Genomic DNA, 18795 nt, shown 5'->3' with positions numbered 1-18795 from the left:
GGGGGCTAGAAACCCGGTTTCTCCGAGATTTTGCGACGACTCACGATAAATATACGAAGAAACCGGGTTTCTGAGGTATTGTTTTTTTACGATGATCTACTTAATGACGAATGAGTAATGACTGCTGACTCATTAGACTTGAATTGCATACATTCACAAAATATCTTTAAATGACTCTGCGTTGCATTTGCATTTTCCCTGTCGCTTAAAGATTTATGCAATAAGTCTAATGACTAATGACTACTGACTACTGACTAAATCAATCATTAATAAATTCACCTTCACAGATAATCGACTCTCTGTTCTCCAAATCTTCTTGATTCCAGACCGCGTTTAATGCTGCGGAACTTAAGGAAGTTGACATCGTATTTAATGTTGTGTTGTAGTATTCTACAGCATTATTAAGTTCCACCTGCGGCGCTTCTTTGAAGTACGAATTAATATCCGGCGTGCACCGCTGGGCTTGGTAGTATACATAAGCTTCAGCATTAATGCACATTACGTGGTAAAAATCCTTATTTGCTGCCGCCACATCTCCCAGTTTATACAGCGCTAAACCCCGGTTGAGATAAGCTTTAACATAGTTCGGATCGAGTTCCACTGCTTTGTCAAAGTCTTCAATTGCAAGCTGCATTTGTTTTAATTTATAGCGAACGCAACCTCTGTTATAATAGGCATAAATATTTTGTGGATCGATGGCGAGTGCAATGTTGTAATCGGCCATCGCCTGCGTATTGTCTCCTAGTTGGTGGTAACAGAGACCTCGATTTATGTAAGCTTTGATATATTTAGGATTCAACCGCAGCGTTTCGTTAAAGTTTTCCGTTGCTGCCTCTTTTTCTCCCAAAAGGTAGTAAGCGCGCCCCCGGTTGTAATAGGTTTTATAATTGTTGGAATTGATAGATAGGGCTCGATTGTAGTCTTCTATTGCTTCTTCGTAATTTCCTAAATTAGCAAGTACAAGTCCTCGGTTGTTGTAGATAGCGTGGCTGTTAGGCTTATTTGCTAAAGCACAGTTTAGATCATCAATGGCTTTTTCGTGTTCTCCGAGATGACGCCAAGCATTACCTCGATTTAAGTAAGCCTCGAACAAATTAGGATTGATATCTAGGGCTTGGCTGAGGTCGGCGATCGCTTTTTGGTAGTCTTTCATGTAATAGTAAACCAAGCCGCGATTGTTATAGGCTTTGGCATCGGCGGGATTGAGTTGCAGTATCTGATCGAAGTCCTCAAGTGCCGCTTCATAGTTTCCTTTCTTGGCGCTGTGCAAACCGCGCTTGTAAAATTGTTTGAGGTTCATAGGTCAACTTTCAGGATTGCTTGATTCTGGGGGTTGATTCCTGTGCAGTCAGTTTTGAGTTGGACAGCCGTTAATCTGTTGAAAGAGCATCCACCTGCGGTCAGAGTAACTCTTCAATAATTCCCGGCAATCTACCCTAAACAGGATTTTTGGTTTATTTTAACAGTAGTTAAATCCTGTTGAAAGGCTCTGCACCTCGGCTGGATTTACTTATTAGTCAGTTCGCTCGTTGACCCGACGATCGACTTTATCTCAAAAGTCTAGTTTTACTTGGTGTTCTGTGTCTCTTGATGCGGCGGCGATCGGCTCGATCGGCAAATTAAGTTTGAGACCACTACTCAGTATAAATTGTGGTCCGCAGTCCTACCGAGTAAACTCTATATTTTTTTTGACAAACTTCGTCTCAGTATTTGCGGCAGTACGTCTCTACAAACTTTTGGTGCCTAATTACCAATTACCGATTGATTTCCTCTTCCACATAAACAGTCAATTTCTCCAAATCTGGAAGTTCGATCAATTCTTGTTCCTTTTCCTTAACTGACACGGGCATCATCACAGGTTTACGCTGCTCGATCCAGCAACTCGCCAGCGGTAAAGTTTGTTCCAAATCTTCCAAAGGCCTCGGAATTACCATCACCGCGTTCAACTCGCCAATTCGCTCAGCTTCGTACATCCCGGCCTCTACGGCTACTGCTACATCTGCAACTGCACCGCGAATAATTGCCGTGCACAAACCGGCGCCTATTTTCTCGTAAGCTGCCAAGTGTACGTCTGCAGATTTGAGCATAGCATCGCAAGCACCGACCATTGCCGGAAATCCCCGGGTTTCGAGCAAACCGATCGCCTGATGGCTAAGCCGAGAATAATTGCCGCTTTCCGACAGTTGAGTCAGGCGAAAGCCGATCGGCAAAACCACTTCCAAATTAGCCAAAGGTCTAGCAATCACCAACTTAGAAACAAACTGCCCGAACTGTTCGGCTGTTTGAGCTCCAGCTTCCACAGCCAAACGCACATCCGAAATTCTGCCCCGGACGATCGCGGTACAGTGACCGGAACCAATTTTTTCGTATCCTACTAAAATCACTCCTGCCGACTTCAGCATCATGTCAGCAGTCCCCACAATTGCCGGAAAACTCTTGGTGGATACCAAACCCAAAGCAGTGTCTTTGAAGTATTCCTGGCGCTGCGATCGTTCTTCGTGACTGTTACGATCTGTTTGTCCGTCCATCTTCTATTACCCTTAGAAACTTCCCAAAATAAAAATTTGTTGATAGTTTATAGTTTCTCAGATGAGAAGACAGACTGCACGAGCTACAAGACACAGATTGCTGCGGCAAGGCCTTACAAATTGCTGAGCTACCAATAATATGAGATTACCTATTTATATTTGATCTTTCTGCCTTCAGCATAGCTGCCTTTTGCGGAAATGACGGCTACCCGGAACCGCCCGATAGAGTTTGGCCGTTTTCCTCCGATCGATTAAAAGCTTGCCGGTGCGGAAACAGCGTCCCCAACAGCCGATTGATGTGAGCTTGACCGTACAGAATAGTTGGCGTTTCCCCTGGTTGGGGCGGCTCTGCGGCGGTGGATTCCGGCGGCTCTGGGGCAGTCTCCGGCGCAGTTTTAGGCGGTGTTTGGGCGGGTTGTGGCGGCTCGATCGGCTCGATCGGTCGATCTACTGGTGGCGTAGTGGCTTCGGGGGTTTCTGGTGATGTTGGCGCTGCTGTTGGCGCTGTTGCGGTTGCTTCTGCGGCGGCTTGGCGGCTGGTATCTCCGATTAGAGAACCTGCTGGCATAATTTGCATTTTTTCGATACAAGGATTGATTAGGGTCGTTCCGGCGCCAATACAGGCATTTTCCCCGATCGTTCCCGCACCTACGACCAGCACCCCTGCACCCAGAATAACGCCCGCCGCGATTTCCAGAGTACCTTCACGGGCGTGAAGGATAACTCCCATACCGATACAGGTACCGGCGGCGATCAAGATCCGGCTGCCCGGATCTGCTTGCAGGATTGCTCCAGGGGCGATCGCCGCACCCTCATTCACAACTACATCGCCACTCATCAAAATCTGAGAGTTGCTACTTAATTGCAGTGGCGATAAATACATTCGACTTCACCATGAAAGGAGCTATTTTTTTCGATAAAACGACTTTAAATTATGGGTTTTCTCGACTGATAAATTTAACCATCATGTCAATCTAAGAAACGATAATTTACTAATACTGAGAAGCTTGATGCTTTAACGTTTTATAGAAACTTTCCGAAGATTCTAGATTTTGACCAACATTTCTCATTCGAGCTTTTTAACTATCTCAAATCCAACTTCAATCCGCTGGGGTTTCTCCCGTGGGTCTAGCGCAAAGACTTAACGGGAGAAACAAGCTAATTACCTAGCAAATTAAGGTCGTTGGATAATTTCTTCGAGTACCCGGCGCTTCGCCTTGGAGTCGATGCCCAGCAAGCGGACGTACTCGCCGCTGTGTTCTTTGAGACAGCTTTCGAGGGCAGAAATCACTTCGGATTCGCGGTTGGATGAGATCGGGGCGCAGCTGCTCCAAGAACCGGTGCGGAAACGGCGCGCGTCGGCGTGTTCCGTGCCAATTTTGTAGCCTTGGGAAAGCAGGTTGCGGATTTGGTCGATCGTCTTGCCGGTCAAACTTCCGCTGCTCGCCGAACCAGTCGAAGCTGCTTTGTATCCCGATGTTGCTGCCGACTTAGATGTTGCTGCCGGCTTAGCCGATTGAGCCACCGGCCCGTCTGGACGCTGAATAATTTCTTCAACTATGCGTCGCTTAGCTTTCGGGTCAATCCCGATCAAGCGCACGTACTCGCCCGGGTACTGATTCATCACAGCTTCCAAAGCGGCGATCGCCTCAGATTCGTTTCTCACTTGCAGCGAAGCCCCGCTTTGCCAAGAACTGGTGCGGAAGCGGCGCGCGTCGGCGTGTTCCGTCCCCACCTTGTAGCCTTGGGCTAGTAAGCCACGAACCTGAGCCACTGTTTCGGCACTCAATTTCCCGTTTGACACGGAACCGCTATTGTGGTTGGAAGCTTGTGCAACTTTACCGTTAAATTGGTGCGTTTTCGCGCCGTTAGAACCGTTAGAGCCGTTGTCTCCCGGTCTTTGGACGATTTCTTCTAGTACGCGGCGCTTGGCTTTGGTGTCAATCCCGATCAAGCGGACGTATTCTCCTTGGTGCTCGGCCATGCAAGCTGACAAAGCCGCGATTACTTCAGAGTCGCGGGTTGAGGAAATTGGGCCGCAAGTGCGCCAAGAACCGGTACGGAAGCGGCGTGCGTCGGCGTGTTCGGCTCCCACGCTGTATCCTTGGGCTAGTAAATTGCGGATGCTATCGGCAAGAGTTGAACTCAATTGGGTGCCGGCATGGGTAGAATATTTGGTTTGAGTCATATTTGGGTTTTTAGTTTGCTCGTTGCGAATTGGTGCTAGACAGGCGATGTTCTCAGCGCAGCGATAACCCGTTCTCAGAGCGTCATTGATGCCGATGACATGGGTCGCAAATTGAACGTCAGAATCTTGAACGTCAGGCAAGCGATCGGCTTGCTTCTGATTAGTGATGATGGCTCCCGAAGGTACGTACTTACCGGGGGGAATCTCCACATCTTTAATTAGTACGTGCATCATGACAATGCAGCCGTTGCCCACTCTGGCATTGAACACCGTAGAGCGAAAGCCGATAAAGCAGTTCTCGCCCACGTAGGCAGGGCCGTGAATTAAACTCATGTGGGTGAGGGAAGTATTTTTCCCCACCCACACAGAATAGGATTTGTCGTCGTCTCCTGTGACTCGGCCTTTTTCTAGGCCGTGAATCACTACTCCGTCTTGAATGTTGCTTCCTTCTCCGATATAAAAAGGAGTGCCTTCATCGGCGCGGATAGATGTCCCGGGGGCAATCATCACATTAGAACCGATATGCACATCCCCAATAATGTTAGAAAAGGAATGTACAAAGGCGGTATCGTGAATTTTGGGCTCAGCCAAGTTTTTCGACCAAGGCGTCGGGGGAGCCGCAACGTTGCGGACTGCCATAAATTAAGTTCTCCTAAACTGAAAAATCTTTTTGTTAGTTGTTAGTTGTTAGTTGTTAGTTGTTAGTTGTTAGTTGTTAGTTATTTTTCCACTAACTGCTAAGTGCTAACGGTTGCAACTAGCCGTACGGGTCGTCTTTTTTACTGTAAATGAGGCGGTTTTCTACATTGACAGTATCTATAATGCCTACTACCAGAGCATCGATCGGACGGTTTTCGCTTCCGGGCGCTATCCGGGCTGCGCTGCCTCGGGTCACTAAGACCCATTCATCGATACCAGCGCCCACACAGTCAGCGGCTACCTCATATCCGGCAACTGGGGAACCTTCCTCATCAATGAATTGCAACAGTAGAAATTTCGATCCTCTCAGTGTCGGCTCTTTTTGGGTACTGACAACTGTGCCGAGAACTTTGGCCATTTGCATTTTAGGTAATAGGTAATAGGTAATTGGTAATTGTCATTTTTACAGGGTCACTTTTTTTTTATTAGCTCTGTCCGATGTCCGGTGTCCGCTTTTTAGAGCTTCGTCTAGTAACTAATGACTCATGACTCATGACTCATGACTAATAACCAATATCCCATACCCACCTCAATTAAAAATTAAAAATGCTAAATCAAAAACAGCGCGATTTTTAATTTTTAATTTTTAATTACCAAACGCCCCTAACAGCCGATCGATCGCCTATCTTATGATCTGTTGAGAGGGCGAATGCCGCTCACGCCTTCACGGAACTGTTCTACAGCTTCGGTGTAGCGAATCGGCAGCACGTACTCTAAGTTTTCGTGAGGGCGGGCGATAATGTGGGTGGACATCACTTGTCCGCCGTTAACGCGCTTCACTGACTCTACTCCGGCTGCGACAGAAGCTTGCACTTCCGAGACATCTCCTCTTACAATGACCGTAACCCGAGCGCTACCGATTTTTTCGTAGCCTACCAAGGTGACGCGGGCTGCTTTGACCATCGCGTCAGCGGCTTCTACCACTGCGGGGAAGCCTAATGTTTCGATCATGCCAACTGCAATTGCCATTGGTTTTACTCCTGATTGAATATTTGGGGAACTAAAGAGTTAATTTTTGACGATCGCACAAATTTTCGTTTAACGAAATTTTTGTGCGCTAAGAACTTAGTAGCCTCGGAACTGTTCTACTGCTTCTGTGTATCGAATCGGCAGAACGTATTCTAGGTTTTCGTGGGGGCGAGCGATGATGTGGGTAGAGACAACTTCTCCGCCGTTCACCCGCTTGACGGATTCCACTCCGGCTGCGACTGAGGCTTGGACTTCCGACACGTTGCCGCGCACAATTACGGTGACGCGGGCGCTGCCGATTTTTTCATAGCCCACGAGGGTAACGCGGGCAGCTTTGACCATAGCATCGGCAGCTTCCACAACAGCGGGAAAACCTTTTGTCTCAATCATTCCCACGGCAATTGACATTTTTGAATCTCCTTTGAGGATGAGCGAAATTACCGTTACAAATCTTTGAGAAATCTAAAAATTTGGACGGGGAGGCCCACATTTTTTAGTAAGGCAGTGTAAAGCTTCCTATCCTATAAGAATAGGGGAAGCTGTCCACCTTGACAATATAAACTAACATCATAATGTTTAATAACAAAAATTAAAATTTTTTATGTTACTTAAACTAATTTAATATTTATTTAATAATCTTAATATTGAGAGGGGTAGATACCGAGAGCGAGGGGGGATTAAAGTAAGTAAGAATACTCATAAAGTAGAGTCCGGTATGTGAAGCAAGAGCTGATAACTGGCGGGAAACTTGGGGATTTCAAAAGGGGGATCGCAGGGAAATCGGCAAAAAAGGCAGTCTTGGCCCATTGGCAGGCATTTTTTTCTTTGAGTGCCTCGTCTGCTCAACCACTAATTTTGTCTTGAGATAATTATCTGTTTTGATGCTTTAATGTATAGTTAATCTGGAGTGCAAATTATTTTGCCACAACTATACGATCGGGGTTAGTCAAAGTTTTAGGGTCTCGCGCGATCTACCGCGACTGTTTTTTGTATAAAGGCAGCCGGTAATTTGAAGTTTAAGGGATAAATTAAATGACTCAATTTCTCCTCCAAGCCTGTTGGTGGGTACCTTTATATGGCTTGATAGGCGCAATTTTAACTTTGCCGTGGTCTACGGGAACAGTTCGCAGAACAGGGCCCAGACCGGCCGCTTACTTCAATTTGTTGATGACTGTGTTGGCTTTCATACACGGGTCAGTGATTTTTACAGCGACTTGGGATCAACCGCCCCAACAGTTGCTGGTACACTGGGTGCAAGCAGCCGATTTAGATTTGTCTTTTGCAATAGAAATCTCCACCGTCAGCGTCGGAGCAATGGAGTTAGTTAGTGTTCTGAGTTTGCTAGCACAAATTTACGCTCTAGGCTACATGGAAAAAGACTGGGCGCTAGCTCGATTTTTTGGGCTGATGGGTTTTTTTGAAGCGGCAATTAGCGGCATTGCCATTAGCGACTCGCTGCTTATAACTTACGCTTTGTTGGAAGTGCTGACGCTTTCAACTTACTTGCTAGTCGGGTTTTGGTACGCTCAACCGCTGGTAGTAACAGCCGCTAGAGATGCGTTTTTAACAAAGCGTGTAGGAGACGTGCCACTGCTGATGGGAGTAGTGACGCTTTCAACTTTAGCGGGAAGTTTGAATTTTTCCGATTTGGAAACATGGGCGGAAACTGCAACTTTGTCTCCCCTAGTGGCGACTCTTTTAGGTTTAGCTTTAATCTCCGCACCTACGGCCAAGTGCGCTCAATTTCCGTTCCATTTGTGGCTCGACGAGGCGATGGAAGGGCCCAACCCGGCTTCGATTATGAGGAATACGGTAGTTGTGGGCGCTGGGGCTTATGTTTTGATTAAACTTCAGCCTGTTTTGGCGCTGTCCCCCGTGACGGATGCGGTACTCGTGGTTTTGGGTGCGGTGACGGCTGTTGGCGCTTCCTTGGTGGCGATCGCCCAAATCGACATCAAAAGAGCACTATCGCATTCTACCAGCGCTTCTATGGGTTTGGTGTTTATCGCCGTGGGGCTCAATCAAGTTGACATTGCTTTGCTGTTGCTGTTCGCGCACTCGATCGCCAAGGGCCTATTATTCATGAGCGTAGGGTCAATTATTACCACAACTAACACTCAAGATTTAACAGAAATGGGTGGGTTGTGGTCGAAGATGCCTGCCACAACTACGGCTTATTTAGTAGGCGCTGCGGGGATGGTAGCCTTGTTGCCTCTGGGTAACTTTTGGGCGATGCGACGCTGGCTCAACGGTTTTTGGACGGTGCCTTTGTGGCTGGTAATAGTGCTGCTTTTAGTTAATGGTTTGACGGCGCTAAATTTAACTCGCATATTCGGTTTAGTGTTTGCTGGAAAACCGCAGCCTAAAACTCGCAGAGCTCCGGAAGTCGGTTGGCAGATGGCTTTGCCGATGGTAATTTTGACGGTGATGGGGCTGTTGGTGCCTTGGATGTTGCAGGAGTGGCAACTATTAATTAGTTGGACTGGGCCTTGGGCGCAAACCGGGGATTTTGATACTTTAAATTTGCTTTTGAAGACGCTGGATACGCCGCTGTTGTTGTTATCTGGGTTGATTGGCGTTGCGGTTGGGGTGGCGATTTATTGGTACGGCGTTTTACCTCGACCGGTACGGCTGCCAGTCCCGGCGTTGCAGGATTTGTTTGCTTACGATTTTTATATCGATCGGGTTTACCGCTTGACTGTCGTTTGGGCTGTGGCTTTTATTTCTAAAATAAGCGCTTGGACTGATAGGTATGTGGTGGACGGGGCGGTGAATTTGTTCGGTTTTGCCACAATTTTCAGCGGTGAAGGGTTGAAGTACAGCAGCACCGGTCAGTCGCAGTTTTATGTGTTGACTATTGCAGCGGGGGTTGCTGTCTTGCTGGCGTTGATTATTTGGCAGTTTTAAACCGCAGAGGTTGGCAGATTAATTTTTCGGGGTTTTTCTGCTTTTTGTCTGATGTTATTTAATTTTAAACCGCAGATGAACGCAGATAATTTTATTCTGGGTTTGTCTGCTTTTTTATCTAATTTTATTCAAACTCGATCGGCCACAATTCTGTCACCGCAACTTCCCAACCGGGCAAAAGTTCGGGAATTGAAATCATGTCGCCGTCTCTCAATACCACTGGCTCGGCTGTCGGATTGTAAACTGTTACTGTGCGTTCGTCCGGGTCGATTAATATTCTTACTTTGGCTCCGAGTTCGATGAATGATAAAATTTTTTCTCGCAGGGATTTGAGGCGATCGGACTGAGATTTGATTTCTACAACTAAGTCGGGGACAAGTTCGGCAAAATACCTTTTACTTTGTTTGAGGCGATCGGCTGTCACACAAGAAACATCGGGAGCTCTCAGATCGGAATTGGGAAGAATAAACCCGCCGCTAGATTCAAATACTCGTCCGAGTTGGCGAGGTTTGACCCAGTTCCCCAAAAGTCTGCCAAACTCTGCTCCTATTTCGCTCGAAACAATGTCTGAGGGGCCCATAATGATAATCTTCCCCTCTACGAGTTCTAATTGGTAGTCTAGATGTGCTTCGCAGAGTATACCTTGCAGTTGTTCCAAGTCTGCAACGGTGAGGCGGGTGGAAGGAGAACCGGATTTAATTTGCAAATCTTCTCACTCTGTAAGACTTGAGGTCATAGGCGGATTCCAGAGACATTTGAATCTATGTTAACAAGAAAATCAGCCGATCGCTTTTATATGTAGTTGCTTTGCGTTAATGTTAAATATAGCTCTAAATACTGTGTAACAAAGGAAAGTTTTAATTGATGCTCAGTGCTTTAATCTGGATACCAATGTTGGCTGCTGCCCTGATTGGGCTCTGGCCTGGTTCAGTGAGTTCTAAAATAGTTCGGAATGTCGCGATCGCCATTGCGGGTATAACTTTTATTCTCTCGGTGATTTTGGCAGTTCAGTTTGATGCCAGTACAAGTCAGTTGCAGTTTTCGGAATTTATTCCTTGGATAGATGCTTTGGGATTGAATTACAATCTCGGTGTTGATGGTTTGGCTCTGCCTTTGGTAATTTTAAATACTCTACTGACAGGAATAGCTATTTACGCTACGGATGAGTCGATCCGCAGACCTCGACTTTATTATTCTTTGATTCTGTTAATTACCGGCGGCGTAACAGGGGCTTTTTTATCTCAAAATTTGCTGCTGTTTTTCCTGTTTTTTGAGGTAGAATTGATTCCGCTTTACCTGTTAATTGCGATTTGGGGAGGCGAGCGCCGGGGTTATGCTGCTACTAAGTTTTTAATCTATACTGCATTTGCGGGAATTGTGCTGCTGGCTGCTTTCTTGGGGACTGGTTGGCTTAGCGGTGCTTCTAGTTTCGATATGGTTGGTGCAGCGGGCGCATCGCATTTGCAAGGAGGATTGCCATTACCTTTGGTAAGGCAAATTATTTTGCTGGCAGGGGTGTTGCTGGCTTTTGGAATTAAGATGCCTTTGGTGCCTTTTCATACTTGGCTGCCGGATGCTCACGTAGAAGCTTCGACGCCGGTTTCGGTGCTGCTGGCGGGGGTGCTTTTGAAGCTGGGAACTTATGGGATGCTGCGCTTTGGTTTGGGTTTGTTTCCAGATGCGTGGGCGGTGGCGGCGCCGACTTTGGCGAGTTGGGCGGTGGTGAGTGTGCTTTACGGGGCGAGTTGCGCGATCGCCCAAAAAGATATGAAAAAAATTGTAGCTTACAGTTCGATCGCTCACATGGGCTACATTTTGTTAGCTAGCGCCGCAGCTACTCCGATTAGTATGCTGGGAACAGTTTTGCAAATGGTTAGCCACGGTTTAATTTCGGGGCTGCTATTTTTGAGTGTCGGCGTTGTTTACAAAAAATCCGGCAGCCGCAACATCGATGTGCTCAAAGGTTTGTTCAATCCCGATCGCGGTTTGCCGATGATTGGCAGTTTGATGATCCTCGGCGTAATGGCTAGTGCCGGCATTCCGGGTTTGGCTGGATTTATTGCGGAATTTTTGATGTTTCGGGGCAGTTTGCCAGTGTTTCCCGTGCAAACTTTGCTTTGCATGATCGGCACTGGTTTAACTTCAGTTTACTTTTTACTTATGGTCAACCGCGCCTTTTTCGGCCGCCTTTCGGATTTGGTGGAAAATTTGCCTCAAGTCCGCTGGCGCGATCGCATCCCTTCGCTGATTTTAGCCATAATTATCGCAATCATGGGAGTGCAGCCGGGAGTTTTAGTTGCTTTGAGCGAAAAAACTGCGATCGGAATGGTAGCTAATGTGCCGCCCCAAGTTAAAGTGATTGCTCAAAACTTGAAATAAAATATGACCTAGGTTCGTAGTGAGGAGTGCAACTACTCTCTTAACAGCTTTTAGCCCATAGGTTCGTAGTGAGGAGTGCAACTCCTCTCTTAACAGCTTTTAGCCCATCATTAAAGGACTTTAGTCCTTACTACAAACCTATTTCTTCGTTCTTCCTTCTATTCAGGCTTAATTAAAATGACAAGTACCGTATTAAAACCATCTTCCCATCCCCTATCCGCATACATTGACATCTTGGAATCAGGCCAAGCTTTGCTTCCCGAATCGGCGGAAAATGTAGTAGAAGTTGTCGGCATTCTCAAAAGTTACGGTGTGGTTCTCGATGCCTATTCTCGCAATCTCAACTACATCGCTGAAGAACAGTTTTTAGTGCTTTTCCCGTTTTTTAAATATTTCAACGGAGATGTGACTCTGCCCAAATTAATTCGCTATTTGTGGCACGATCGCATTAATTTTGAGTATGCTGAGTATTGCATGAGAACAATGTTTTGGCACGGCGGCGGTGGTTTGGACAGTTATTTGGATTCCCCGGAATTTAGCAGTTTGGCCGGAAAGGCGATCGCTGCGAAATTGAAAGGCAATTTTTTCATGCAGGGACTCAACAAAGCATTTCCTGATTTTTTGCCGGAACAAGTGCGGATGCTGGCTTACTACACGGGTCTCGGTCAGTTTTGGCGGGTAATGAGCGATTTGTTCATAGACTTATCTGATTCCTACGATCGAGGGGAAACTAAGTCTATTTCTGATGTAGTTGATTTTGTCAAAGCCGGTTTAGTCGCCGCAGCCAGCCTACCGATTACCTACAGCGTCAAGATTCACGGTCAAGTCTACGATATCATTCCGGCCTCGGCTAACTTAACATTTTTACCAGATGTAGCCGTGCCTTATGTAGAGGCTGTTTTTTTTCGGGGCACAGCTTTTTTTGGCACAGTTTCCTATAACGCTCAAGCTCATCAAATCCCGGAAAAACAAAAAGATTTTGCCTACGGGGCTTTGTTTGCTGATCCATTACCTATTGGAGGTGCAGGGATTCCGCCAACTCAATTGATGCAAGATATGCGTCATTATTTGCCGGAGTATTTGCACGAAGTTTATCGCAGTAGCTGTCGGGGTGAAGACGATGTGCGGGTGCAAATTTGCCAGAGTTTTCAAAAGTCGATGTTTTGCGTGACGACGGCGACTATTTTGGGTTTAGCACCTCATCCAATGAATACCTCCGATCCAGAGGAAAAAAAGGCTAATCGAGCTTATTTGGAAGGTTGGATGGATCGATTTGGGACTTCTCGCTTGGATTGGGCAAATCAGCCAACTAACAGGGCCTGTCAGTTGTTCCCCGAACGCTAGAAGGGCAACTGGTTTTGAGGGCGCAAGGTCTCTCGGAGTTACCACAATATTACCTGAAGAAAGCAATTGCTTTCTTTTGGAGGGCGAAAGCTCATCCTAGTGATCGAAATGATATTACGTTCCGTAAAAGAGCCGTTATAAGGCAAGTAGTGAAAACTTCAGTCCACACCCTTTTATGAGGACTGAAGTCCTCACTAACAAACAATTTTATAGTAGTCATTTTAGCGGACATAATATGACCTGATAAAGTGTTTGCTTTCGGCTCAGTGTGATTGCTTTCAGAAGATATATATCCGCTAAGGCTTAAACTGGTAATGACAGGATAAAGCACTTCTTATTTCCGAACTATCTAGATTCGGACTAGAAGACTCAGACCGTGAGAGTCCGTGCCACAAGTTCCCAGCAAACCATAAGTTTCTGCTAAATCTTTGACTAAAGCAGTTTGTATGGGACTGGGTTTCCAAGGATTGGGATTACCGTAAGCATAGTAAATTTCTACACCGTCAATGCCGAAACGGGCTGCTTCTGGGATTAGTTTATCTGCAGTTGATCGATACCTGCAAGGATGTGCGAGAACTGCTAAGCCTCCAGCTTCATGAATAGCTTCAATTACCCTGGCTGCTGGATAAAAATAAGTGCCTTCAGTGCTTTTACCTCGCAAGTAAGGTTTGAGACTGGGATGTTGCGGATCGAAGGCGTAACCGAGAATGTGTACCTCATTGTTGAGCAATTCGGCATTAATTTCAGCGCCTGTCCAGAGACTAGGTGCTTCGCTATTTTTGTCGGCATGGTTTGATTTCCAATTATCCAGCCAAATTTGAGCTTGAACGTAGCCTTGGGTGCTGTGGTGGTCGGTGATAGCTAAGCCTTTGAAACCCCCGGCTATGGCTTGTTCCATCAATTTCTCTGGCTGCAATCGCCCGTCGGAGTAGACTGTGTGCATATGAAAGTTATAGGAACCCGGACAGCTATCGGCATCAATTGTCTGGAAGACTTGTTTGAGTGCTGAGATATTCTGGGCTTCTGGTCGGAGACTAGAAGCGGGGGAGGTAGCGAAGTTGACAGCCATAAACGTTATTATAGGAAAAACTAGCTTTGTTTAATATATCTAATAAATCGATATGTTGCACCTGTGGCAATAGTCGGCTGTAGGATTGAAATATCTGGCGGATTGTTGCGTTCGGCACAAAATATCAATTCACTCGCACATCTTCCACAATTCTCTATCCAGCATTTTATCGTCGGGTGGGGCGGGTTTATGAGATGATTGATTTTAGGCAATTATACTTGGTAAAACTCGTCCCGGAGGGTTTGTTGACAATGCCACAAGATATCAATTACTCGCACATATTGCATCATTCTTAACAACAGGCAAGATGCCTGTTCCACAAAGAGTAAATTTTATTGTGGGGAGTAGGGGTTGGGCATCCTGCCCGCCCTTAAAAGGTTTGTAGAAAATGCCACAAGATATCAATTCAATCGCACTTTAAACCTGCGGCTGCGGCTGTGGGAAATTCGATCGGCAGAAAGGTAACGCCATATATTGCTGTAGAACAGGGTACAATATGCGCTACTCGTTTGGGAGGATTTTTCCGATTTCCAGTCTTTGAGTCAAACTCAATTATACCTGTGGCTCCTTCGGCTTTAAAGTTGGGATCGGCTAAGGTTTTTTGCATTCCTTCGCGGCTCGGTTCAGGCTGCATTTCTAGGGCTTTAATCAGCGTCCGGGCGGCATCATAGGTTAAGGCCGATCGAGTATTTACCGGGCCTCCCCACAATTTTTCAGCGTTTTGCGGAAATTTTTTGTCAAAACTTATTGACGGATGCCAAAACACGGATATGCCCAGTTTTTCAATAGACTTTAGCTCTTTTGCTACTTCTAACGTTCTCGGCTCGTACAGAGTCCAGGGCCCGACAATCCAATTGCGATCGCGGTTAGCTTTAATCATTTCGATCGCGTTTTCCAGGGAATTAGTGACTTGACCGTCGGGAATGACAAGTAAGGCTGTTTTTCCGGCTTTCTCAACTTGTTTGATTGCTGCTTCGGCGTTAAAATTATTTTTAGATAAGTCGTAATAATTACTTAGCCTAAAAGTCGAGCCTCCTTTTGCTTCAAATTGCTTTTTGAATTCTTCCCACAAAGAAGCGCTGAACGGACTGTTGGGATTGTAAAATACTGCGGCTTTTTTCTCACCGACCCCTAGCAGTTGATTTACTAAAGCTTCAGCTTCTCTGCTAGTTGTCGGAGCCGTCCGAAAGAAAAATTTTCGAGGTTTGCGCGTCAGTTCTTCTGTTGTGCTTCCCGGAGAAATGGCGACGAGTTGATTTTGATTGTAAATATCTACTGTTTCCACAGTCATGTCGCTAGTATAGTGTCCGATGACTGCTAGAATATCGGGCTGAGCGACCAGAGAATTAGCCCTTTGAACGGCGTAGGATTTGATATTGCCATCATCAGCAATGATGACTTTGAGACCTTTTCCTTTAATAGCTTTTGGTTCGAGAAAACCTTGACCGGGAAAATCTTTATTGTTTTCATTTGCAGCCAGAAGACCTAAATTAACTTCGGTTTGAGCTTGAGCAATGCCACGGAGCAGTTCTTCGGCTAAATTTGCGTTGAGGATGCTGCCGTCCTGATTTCTGCGGATGGGGACAACAATTGCGATCGTGTAATATTCTGCATTGATTGCCTTCAGCAGAGCATTGTTAATGTAAATTAAAGTTTCTGGATCTCTGCGGTCTTCCCGCCAGGACTGTTTGAGCAAATTTAAAGCTTCGGGATAATTTGAGCCGGCAAACTCATTGATTCCCCTTTGTTTTGACCACAGGGCGGAGGTTTGCACTAGGAGTTTTTCGCCAGAACTTACACCATCTGGGGAGGGTGTAGGCCACGTTGGTTGCGGGGAAATTCTGGGGATTAGCGGCGAAATTGTGGGGATTAAAAGTACGATCGCCCCACAAGCCGCAATTCCCGCAACGCCGAACAGCAGCCAGCGAAAGCGCGATCGCAACTTCCCCGAAGTTTTGGGTAACTCGGGCCGTGCGACGATCGAATCCAAGGCTTCCAACACCTCAGTAGCAGATTGGTAGCGCTGCTGAAAGTGGAAGCGCACCATTGTGTTTAAAATATTTGTTAGACCATCGCTAACCGGTTCCGATGTTAAATAATCCCAGATAATTTGGCAATTTTCGGGGTCTTGTGGCAGATTTCTGGGATGTCGCCCGGTGAGAGCTTGAATCGCGATGATTCCTACTGCATAGATATCATTGTAGGGTCGCGGGGCAGACTGCGGGTTGTATTGTTCGGCAGGCATATAACCCTCTGTGCCGATCGCCTGCGATGTCACTATTTCACCTGTACTACTAGAAGTCAAAGTGCTGATTTCTCTGACAGCTCCAAAATCAATGAGAGCAATTTTACGATATTGTGTAAGCCGAATTAAGTTAGAAGGTGTAATATCGCGGTGAATAACATTTGCTTGGTGAATAAAATTTAAAATTTCTAGAATTTCTCGTAACAAGGTAATTACATCTTCTTCCGTCCACTGCTGGCCCTGAACGAGTTCTTGACTTAGGGGAGTTCCTTGAATGTATTCTTGAACTAAGTAAAAATTGCCATTTTCCTCAAAGCTATTGAACAATTCAGGAATGCGCGAGTCATTTCCTAGACGGCTCAAAGCCCTAGCTTCCCTTTGAAATCGCCTCCTGGCTCTTTCCAATACCTGGGGATTTTCGGATTCAGGAAAAGGAATTTCCTTAATCACGCACGGGGGATTTTCGGGGTTTTGTAGATCTTGAGCGGTGTAGGTTCTAGCAAATCCTCCCTGTCCTAATTGAGCGATGATTATGTAGCGTTCGGCTAGTATCTCTCCGGGATTGAGACACATAAATTTTATAGTTCCTTGTGGAAGTGCGATCGTTGATGTTGATTATAAGCTTTTTTGTTGCCAGATACAGCTTGGCAATATATCAAATTAGTCTCTGTATATATCAAAAACACTATAACTCTCAGCAATTACCACTTCTATATTAGTGATGACTGATCGCTAATTATCAATTATCTTTCTGCTAACTTGCTGAGTACAAAAGCAGCTAAAAATCCGCAGACAGTAATTAGTCCAGCAAAATCGTGAGTTTCCTCGAATGCTTCGGGAATCATAGTATCTGAGATCATTGCTAAAATACCCCCTGCTGCTACGGCGGTAGTTGTGGCTATTACTTCCGAAGAAAAGTGGCTGAAAACCGCATATCCTAACAATGCTGCGATACCGGAAATAACTGCGATCGCGCCCCAAACTCCAAAAATGTAACCGATCGATCTCCCTGCTTTTTTCATACCGGCGGCGCTGGAGAGCCCTTCGGTAATGTTGGAGAGGAAAATTGCCGCTACTGTCACCCAACTGACAGCGCCTCCAGAAATCATGCTGACACCAAGGATGATCGACTCCGGTATTCCATCTAACAGCGCGCCGAGGGCGATGGCTAATCCGCCATCGCCTGACTCTGTTTTAGCTGCGTGCAAAGCGCCCGATCGCTTGCGGTGTTTTACTCCCTGTTGATTCACAAACCAATTGGTGGCTGTGTAGATAGTAGCGCCCCAAAAAGCCGATCGCCGTCGAGTCGAAACCGCCGCGCTTGTAAGCTCCGGTGTTGCTGAATTAGGGTATGATAGATTTATAGTGCGAGCGCCCGAAAATAACACTTCAAAAAACTCAGAGCTTATGCAATGTCCTGAATGTCAGTCAACTCATGTTAACCCTGTTTTGTCACTCTGGCAGTAGTATAATAATGTAAAAATTCTCGAACCAATACACAGAGTATGGTACAGCCTCGTCGGGCCACACCGACAGTAAAATTTGTGGATGAATATTGCCAATGGTATACAAGCCTGTTTTCAGATGTCAGGAGTTTTGAGGCTTTTAAGTACTTTCATAATTGATGTGTTTCTGAGCTAAAACGTAAAACACTGCCTGCGATAGCTAAAATCGTTGGATTAGATAATCATCAAGGATTACACCATCTTTTTACATCATCACCGTGGTCAATAGAAGAGTTAAGGATTCGGCGATTAGAGTTAATTTTCCATCTTATTAAAAAATCGACCATTCATTTTAATAATAGATGAAACAGGAGACAAGGAAAAAGGTAATAATACAGATTATGTTAAACGTCAGTATATAAGAAACTTATGGAAAAGAGATAATGGGATGGTAGTAGTGACAGCCTACGGTGTTTTTTGCGGGATGACATTTCCGTTATTGTTTGAAGTGTATAAACCCCGTGAACGATTACAGTCAGGAGATAAATATCGTACCAAGCCAGAAATAGCAGCCCTGTTGATAAAAAAGCTATCATCAGTGGGTTTTAACTTCAACTTATTCCTGGCAGATAGCTTATACCATTTTTTTAAAGATGTGATAGAGATAAAGAAGGTAAAATCCAAGACCATCCGGTGAGAAAACCACTGACGCGAGCGGTGAAAGATGCCAAAATTTCCTGGACTTTTGTGCGGAGTTCGTCAAGATTACTAAACACCGACCAAGCTAAAAAATCTTTAAGATATTCCGTAACCGTTCAGGGGGGGGTAGAAGAGAAATAGCCCAAAAAGCGGAGAAAATCTGATAAATTAAGTGACATGGAAGAAAAGCGCGTCAACCACTTAGAGCAGATACCCCCAGAAGATTGGGGGAAAACTCCAACCAGTGTCAAAAAACTGGTGGAGGCAATGGCGCAGCAAATAGAACAACAGGAAAAGAAACTAACCGAAGTCCTGACAGTTCA

At 45.8% G+C, this 18795-nt stretch carries 14 protein-coding genes and 1 pseudogene; 4 read left to right on the top strand and 11 right to left on the bottom strand.

The annotated features are described in order from the left end of the window. Positions 1 to 259: 259 nt before the first annotated feature. From QUA04_RS08890 to QUA04_RS08860, 7 genes are all read right to left on the bottom strand, one after another. Positions 260 to 1300 (bottom strand): tetratricopeptide repeat protein, encoded by a 1041-nt coding sequence (locus QUA04_RS08890; RefSeq protein ID WP_333255808.1) that lies wholly within the window; start codon positions 1298 to 1300, stop codon positions 260 to 262. 454 nt (positions 1301 to 1754) lie between these two features. Next, positions 1755 to 2528 (bottom strand): BMC domain-containing protein, encoded by a 774-nt coding sequence (locus QUA04_RS08885; RefSeq protein WP_333255806.1) that lies wholly within the window; start codon positions 2526 to 2528, stop codon positions 1755 to 1757. 205 nt (positions 2529 to 2733) lie between these two features. Further along, positions 2734 to 3411 (bottom strand): carbon dioxide concentrating mechanism protein, encoded by a 678-nt coding sequence (locus QUA04_RS08880; protein WP_333255804.1) that lies wholly within the window; start codon positions 3409 to 3411, stop codon positions 2734 to 2736. A 291-nt stretch (positions 3412 to 3702) separates the two neighbouring features. Continuing rightward, positions 3703 to 5355, bottom strand: a complete 1653-nt coding sequence (locus tag QUA04_RS08875) for a ribulose bisphosphate carboxylase small subunit (protein WP_333255801.1) — start codon at positions 5353 to 5355, stop codon at positions 3703 to 3705. Between the two features lie 118 nt (positions 5356 to 5473). Next, positions 5474 to 5779, bottom strand: coding sequence for a EutN/CcmL family microcompartment protein (locus tag QUA04_RS08870; protein WP_333215294.1), 306 nt, complete (start codon positions 5777 to 5779; stop codon positions 5474 to 5476). A gap of 263 nt (positions 5780 to 6042) precedes the next feature. Next, on the bottom strand, positions 6043 to 6384 hold the full coding sequence (locus QUA04_RS08865; RefSeq protein ID WP_006635058.1) for a carbon dioxide-concentrating mechanism protein CcmK: 342 nt from the start codon (positions 6382 to 6384) through the stop codon (positions 6043 to 6045). Positions 6385 to 6480: 96 nt separating this feature from the next. Next, positions 6481 to 6792, bottom strand: coding sequence for a carbon dioxide-concentrating mechanism protein CcmK (locus tag QUA04_RS08860; protein WP_006635059.1), 312 nt, complete (start codon positions 6790 to 6792; stop codon positions 6481 to 6483). Between the two features lie 624 nt (positions 6793 to 7416). On the opposite strand from QUA04_RS08860, the gene QUA04_RS08855 reads away from it, so the two are divergent. Then, positions 7417 to 9291: an NAD(P)H-quinone oxidoreductase subunit F gene (locus tag QUA04_RS08855; RefSeq protein WP_333255799.1), complete on the top strand. Its 1875-nt coding sequence runs from the start codon at positions 7417 to 7419 to the stop codon at positions 9289 to 9291. A gap of 124 nt (positions 9292 to 9415) precedes the next feature. Here the strand turns inward: QUA04_RS08855 and QUA04_RS08850 are convergent, their stop codons facing one another. After that, a complete protein-coding gene (locus QUA04_RS08850; RefSeq protein ID WP_333255875.1) occupies positions 9416 to 9991 on the bottom strand; it encodes a Uma2 family endonuclease in 576 nt (191 codons plus the stop codon). Between the two features lie 164 nt (positions 9992 to 10155). On the opposite strand from QUA04_RS08850, the gene QUA04_RS08845 reads away from it, so the two are divergent. After that, positions 10156 to 11670, top strand: a complete 1515-nt coding sequence (locus QUA04_RS08845; RefSeq protein WP_333255873.1) for an NADH-quinone oxidoreductase subunit M — start codon at positions 10156 to 10158, stop codon at positions 11668 to 11670. 177 nt (positions 11671 to 11847) lie between these two features. Beyond that, positions 11848 to 13014, top strand: coding sequence for a CO2 hydration protein (locus QUA04_RS08840; RefSeq protein ID WP_333255797.1), 1167 nt, complete (start codon positions 11848 to 11850; stop codon positions 13012 to 13014). A gap of 349 nt (positions 13015 to 13363) precedes the next feature. On the opposite strand, the gene QUA04_RS08835 is transcribed toward QUA04_RS08840, so the two are convergent. From QUA04_RS08835 to QUA04_RS08825, 3 genes are all read right to left on the bottom strand, one after another. Continuing rightward, on the bottom strand, positions 13364 to 14083 hold the full coding sequence (locus QUA04_RS08835; protein WP_333255795.1) for a PHP domain-containing protein: 720 nt from the start codon (positions 14081 to 14083) through the stop codon (positions 13364 to 13366). 406 nt (positions 14084 to 14489) lie between these two features. Further along, the gene (locus tag QUA04_RS08830; protein WP_333255793.1) at positions 14490 to 16901 is read right to left on the bottom strand and encodes a bifunctional serine/threonine-protein kinase/ABC transporter substrate-binding protein; all 2412 of its coding nucleotides are present in this window, start codon (positions 16899 to 16901) and stop codon (positions 14490 to 14492) included. Positions 16902 to 17071: 170 nt separating this feature from the next. Further along, entirely contained in the window at positions 17072 to 17716 is a 645-nt protein-coding gene (locus QUA04_RS08825) for a ZIP family zinc transporter (protein ID WP_333255791.1), read from the bottom strand. 117 nt (positions 17717 to 17833) lie between these two features. Between QUA04_RS08825 and QUA04_RS08820 the strand changes: the two are divergent. Then, positions 17834 to 18413 (top strand): annotated as a pseudogene (locus QUA04_RS08820) (transposase); the annotation flags it as partial. Between the last annotated feature and the right edge of the window lie 382 nt (positions 18414 to 18795).

The organism is Microcoleus sp. S13_C5 (genome assembly GCF_036700845.1).
In the GTDB taxonomy this organism is placed as follows: Bacteria; Cyanobacteriota; Cyanobacteriia; order Cyanobacteriales; family Microcoleaceae; genus Microcoleus.
This window is presented reverse-complemented; position numbering and strand designations above follow the sequence as displayed.

What these genes read in the sequence shown, in the direction of transcription:
- QUA04_RS08870 (WP_333215294.1), bottom strand. Translation starts at nt 5,779, where the DNA reads ATGCAAATGGCCAAAGTTCTCGGCACAGTTGTCAGTACCCAAAAAGAG.
- QUA04_RS08865 (WP_006635058.1), bottom strand. Translation starts at nt 6,384, where the DNA reads ATGGCAATTGCAGTTGGCATGATCGAAACATTAGGCTTCCCCGCAGTG.
- QUA04_RS08845 (WP_333255873.1), top strand. Translation starts at nt 10,156, where the DNA reads ATGCTCAGTGCTTTAATCTGGATACCAATGTTGGCTGCTGCCCTGATT.
- QUA04_RS08890 (WP_333255808.1), bottom strand. Translation starts at nt 1,300, where the DNA reads ATGAACCTCAAACAATTTTACAAGCGCGGTTTGCACAGCGCCAAGAAA.
- QUA04_RS08855 (WP_333255799.1), top strand. Translation starts at nt 7,417, where the DNA reads ATGACTCAATTTCTCCTCCAAGCCTGTTGGTGGGTACCTTTATATGGC.
- QUA04_RS08885 (WP_333255806.1), bottom strand. Translation starts at nt 2,528, where the DNA reads ATGGACGGACAAACAGATCGTAACAGTCACGAAGAACGATCGCAGCGC.
- QUA04_RS08835 (WP_333255795.1), bottom strand. Translation starts at nt 14,083, where the DNA reads ATGGCTGTCAACTTCGCTACCTCCCCCGCTTCTAGTCTCCGACCAGAA.
- QUA04_RS08840 (WP_333255797.1), top strand. Translation starts at nt 11,848, where the DNA reads ATGACAAGTACCGTATTAAAACCATCTTCCCATCCCCTATCCGCATAC.
- QUA04_RS08860 (WP_006635059.1), bottom strand. Translation starts at nt 6,792, where the DNA reads ATGTCAATTGCCGTGGGAATGATTGAGACAAAAGGTTTTCCCGCTGTT.
- QUA04_RS08875 (WP_333255801.1), bottom strand. Translation starts at nt 5,355, where the DNA reads ATGGCAGTCCGCAACGTTGCGGCTCCCCCGACGCCTTGGTCGAAAAAC.
- QUA04_RS08880 (WP_333255804.1), bottom strand. Translation starts at nt 3,411, where the DNA reads ATGTATTTATCGCCACTGCAATTAAGTAGCAACTCTCAGATTTTGATG.
- QUA04_RS08830 (WP_333255793.1), bottom strand. Translation starts at nt 16,901, where the DNA reads ATGTGTCTCAATCCCGGAGAGATACTAGCCGAACGCTACATAATCATC.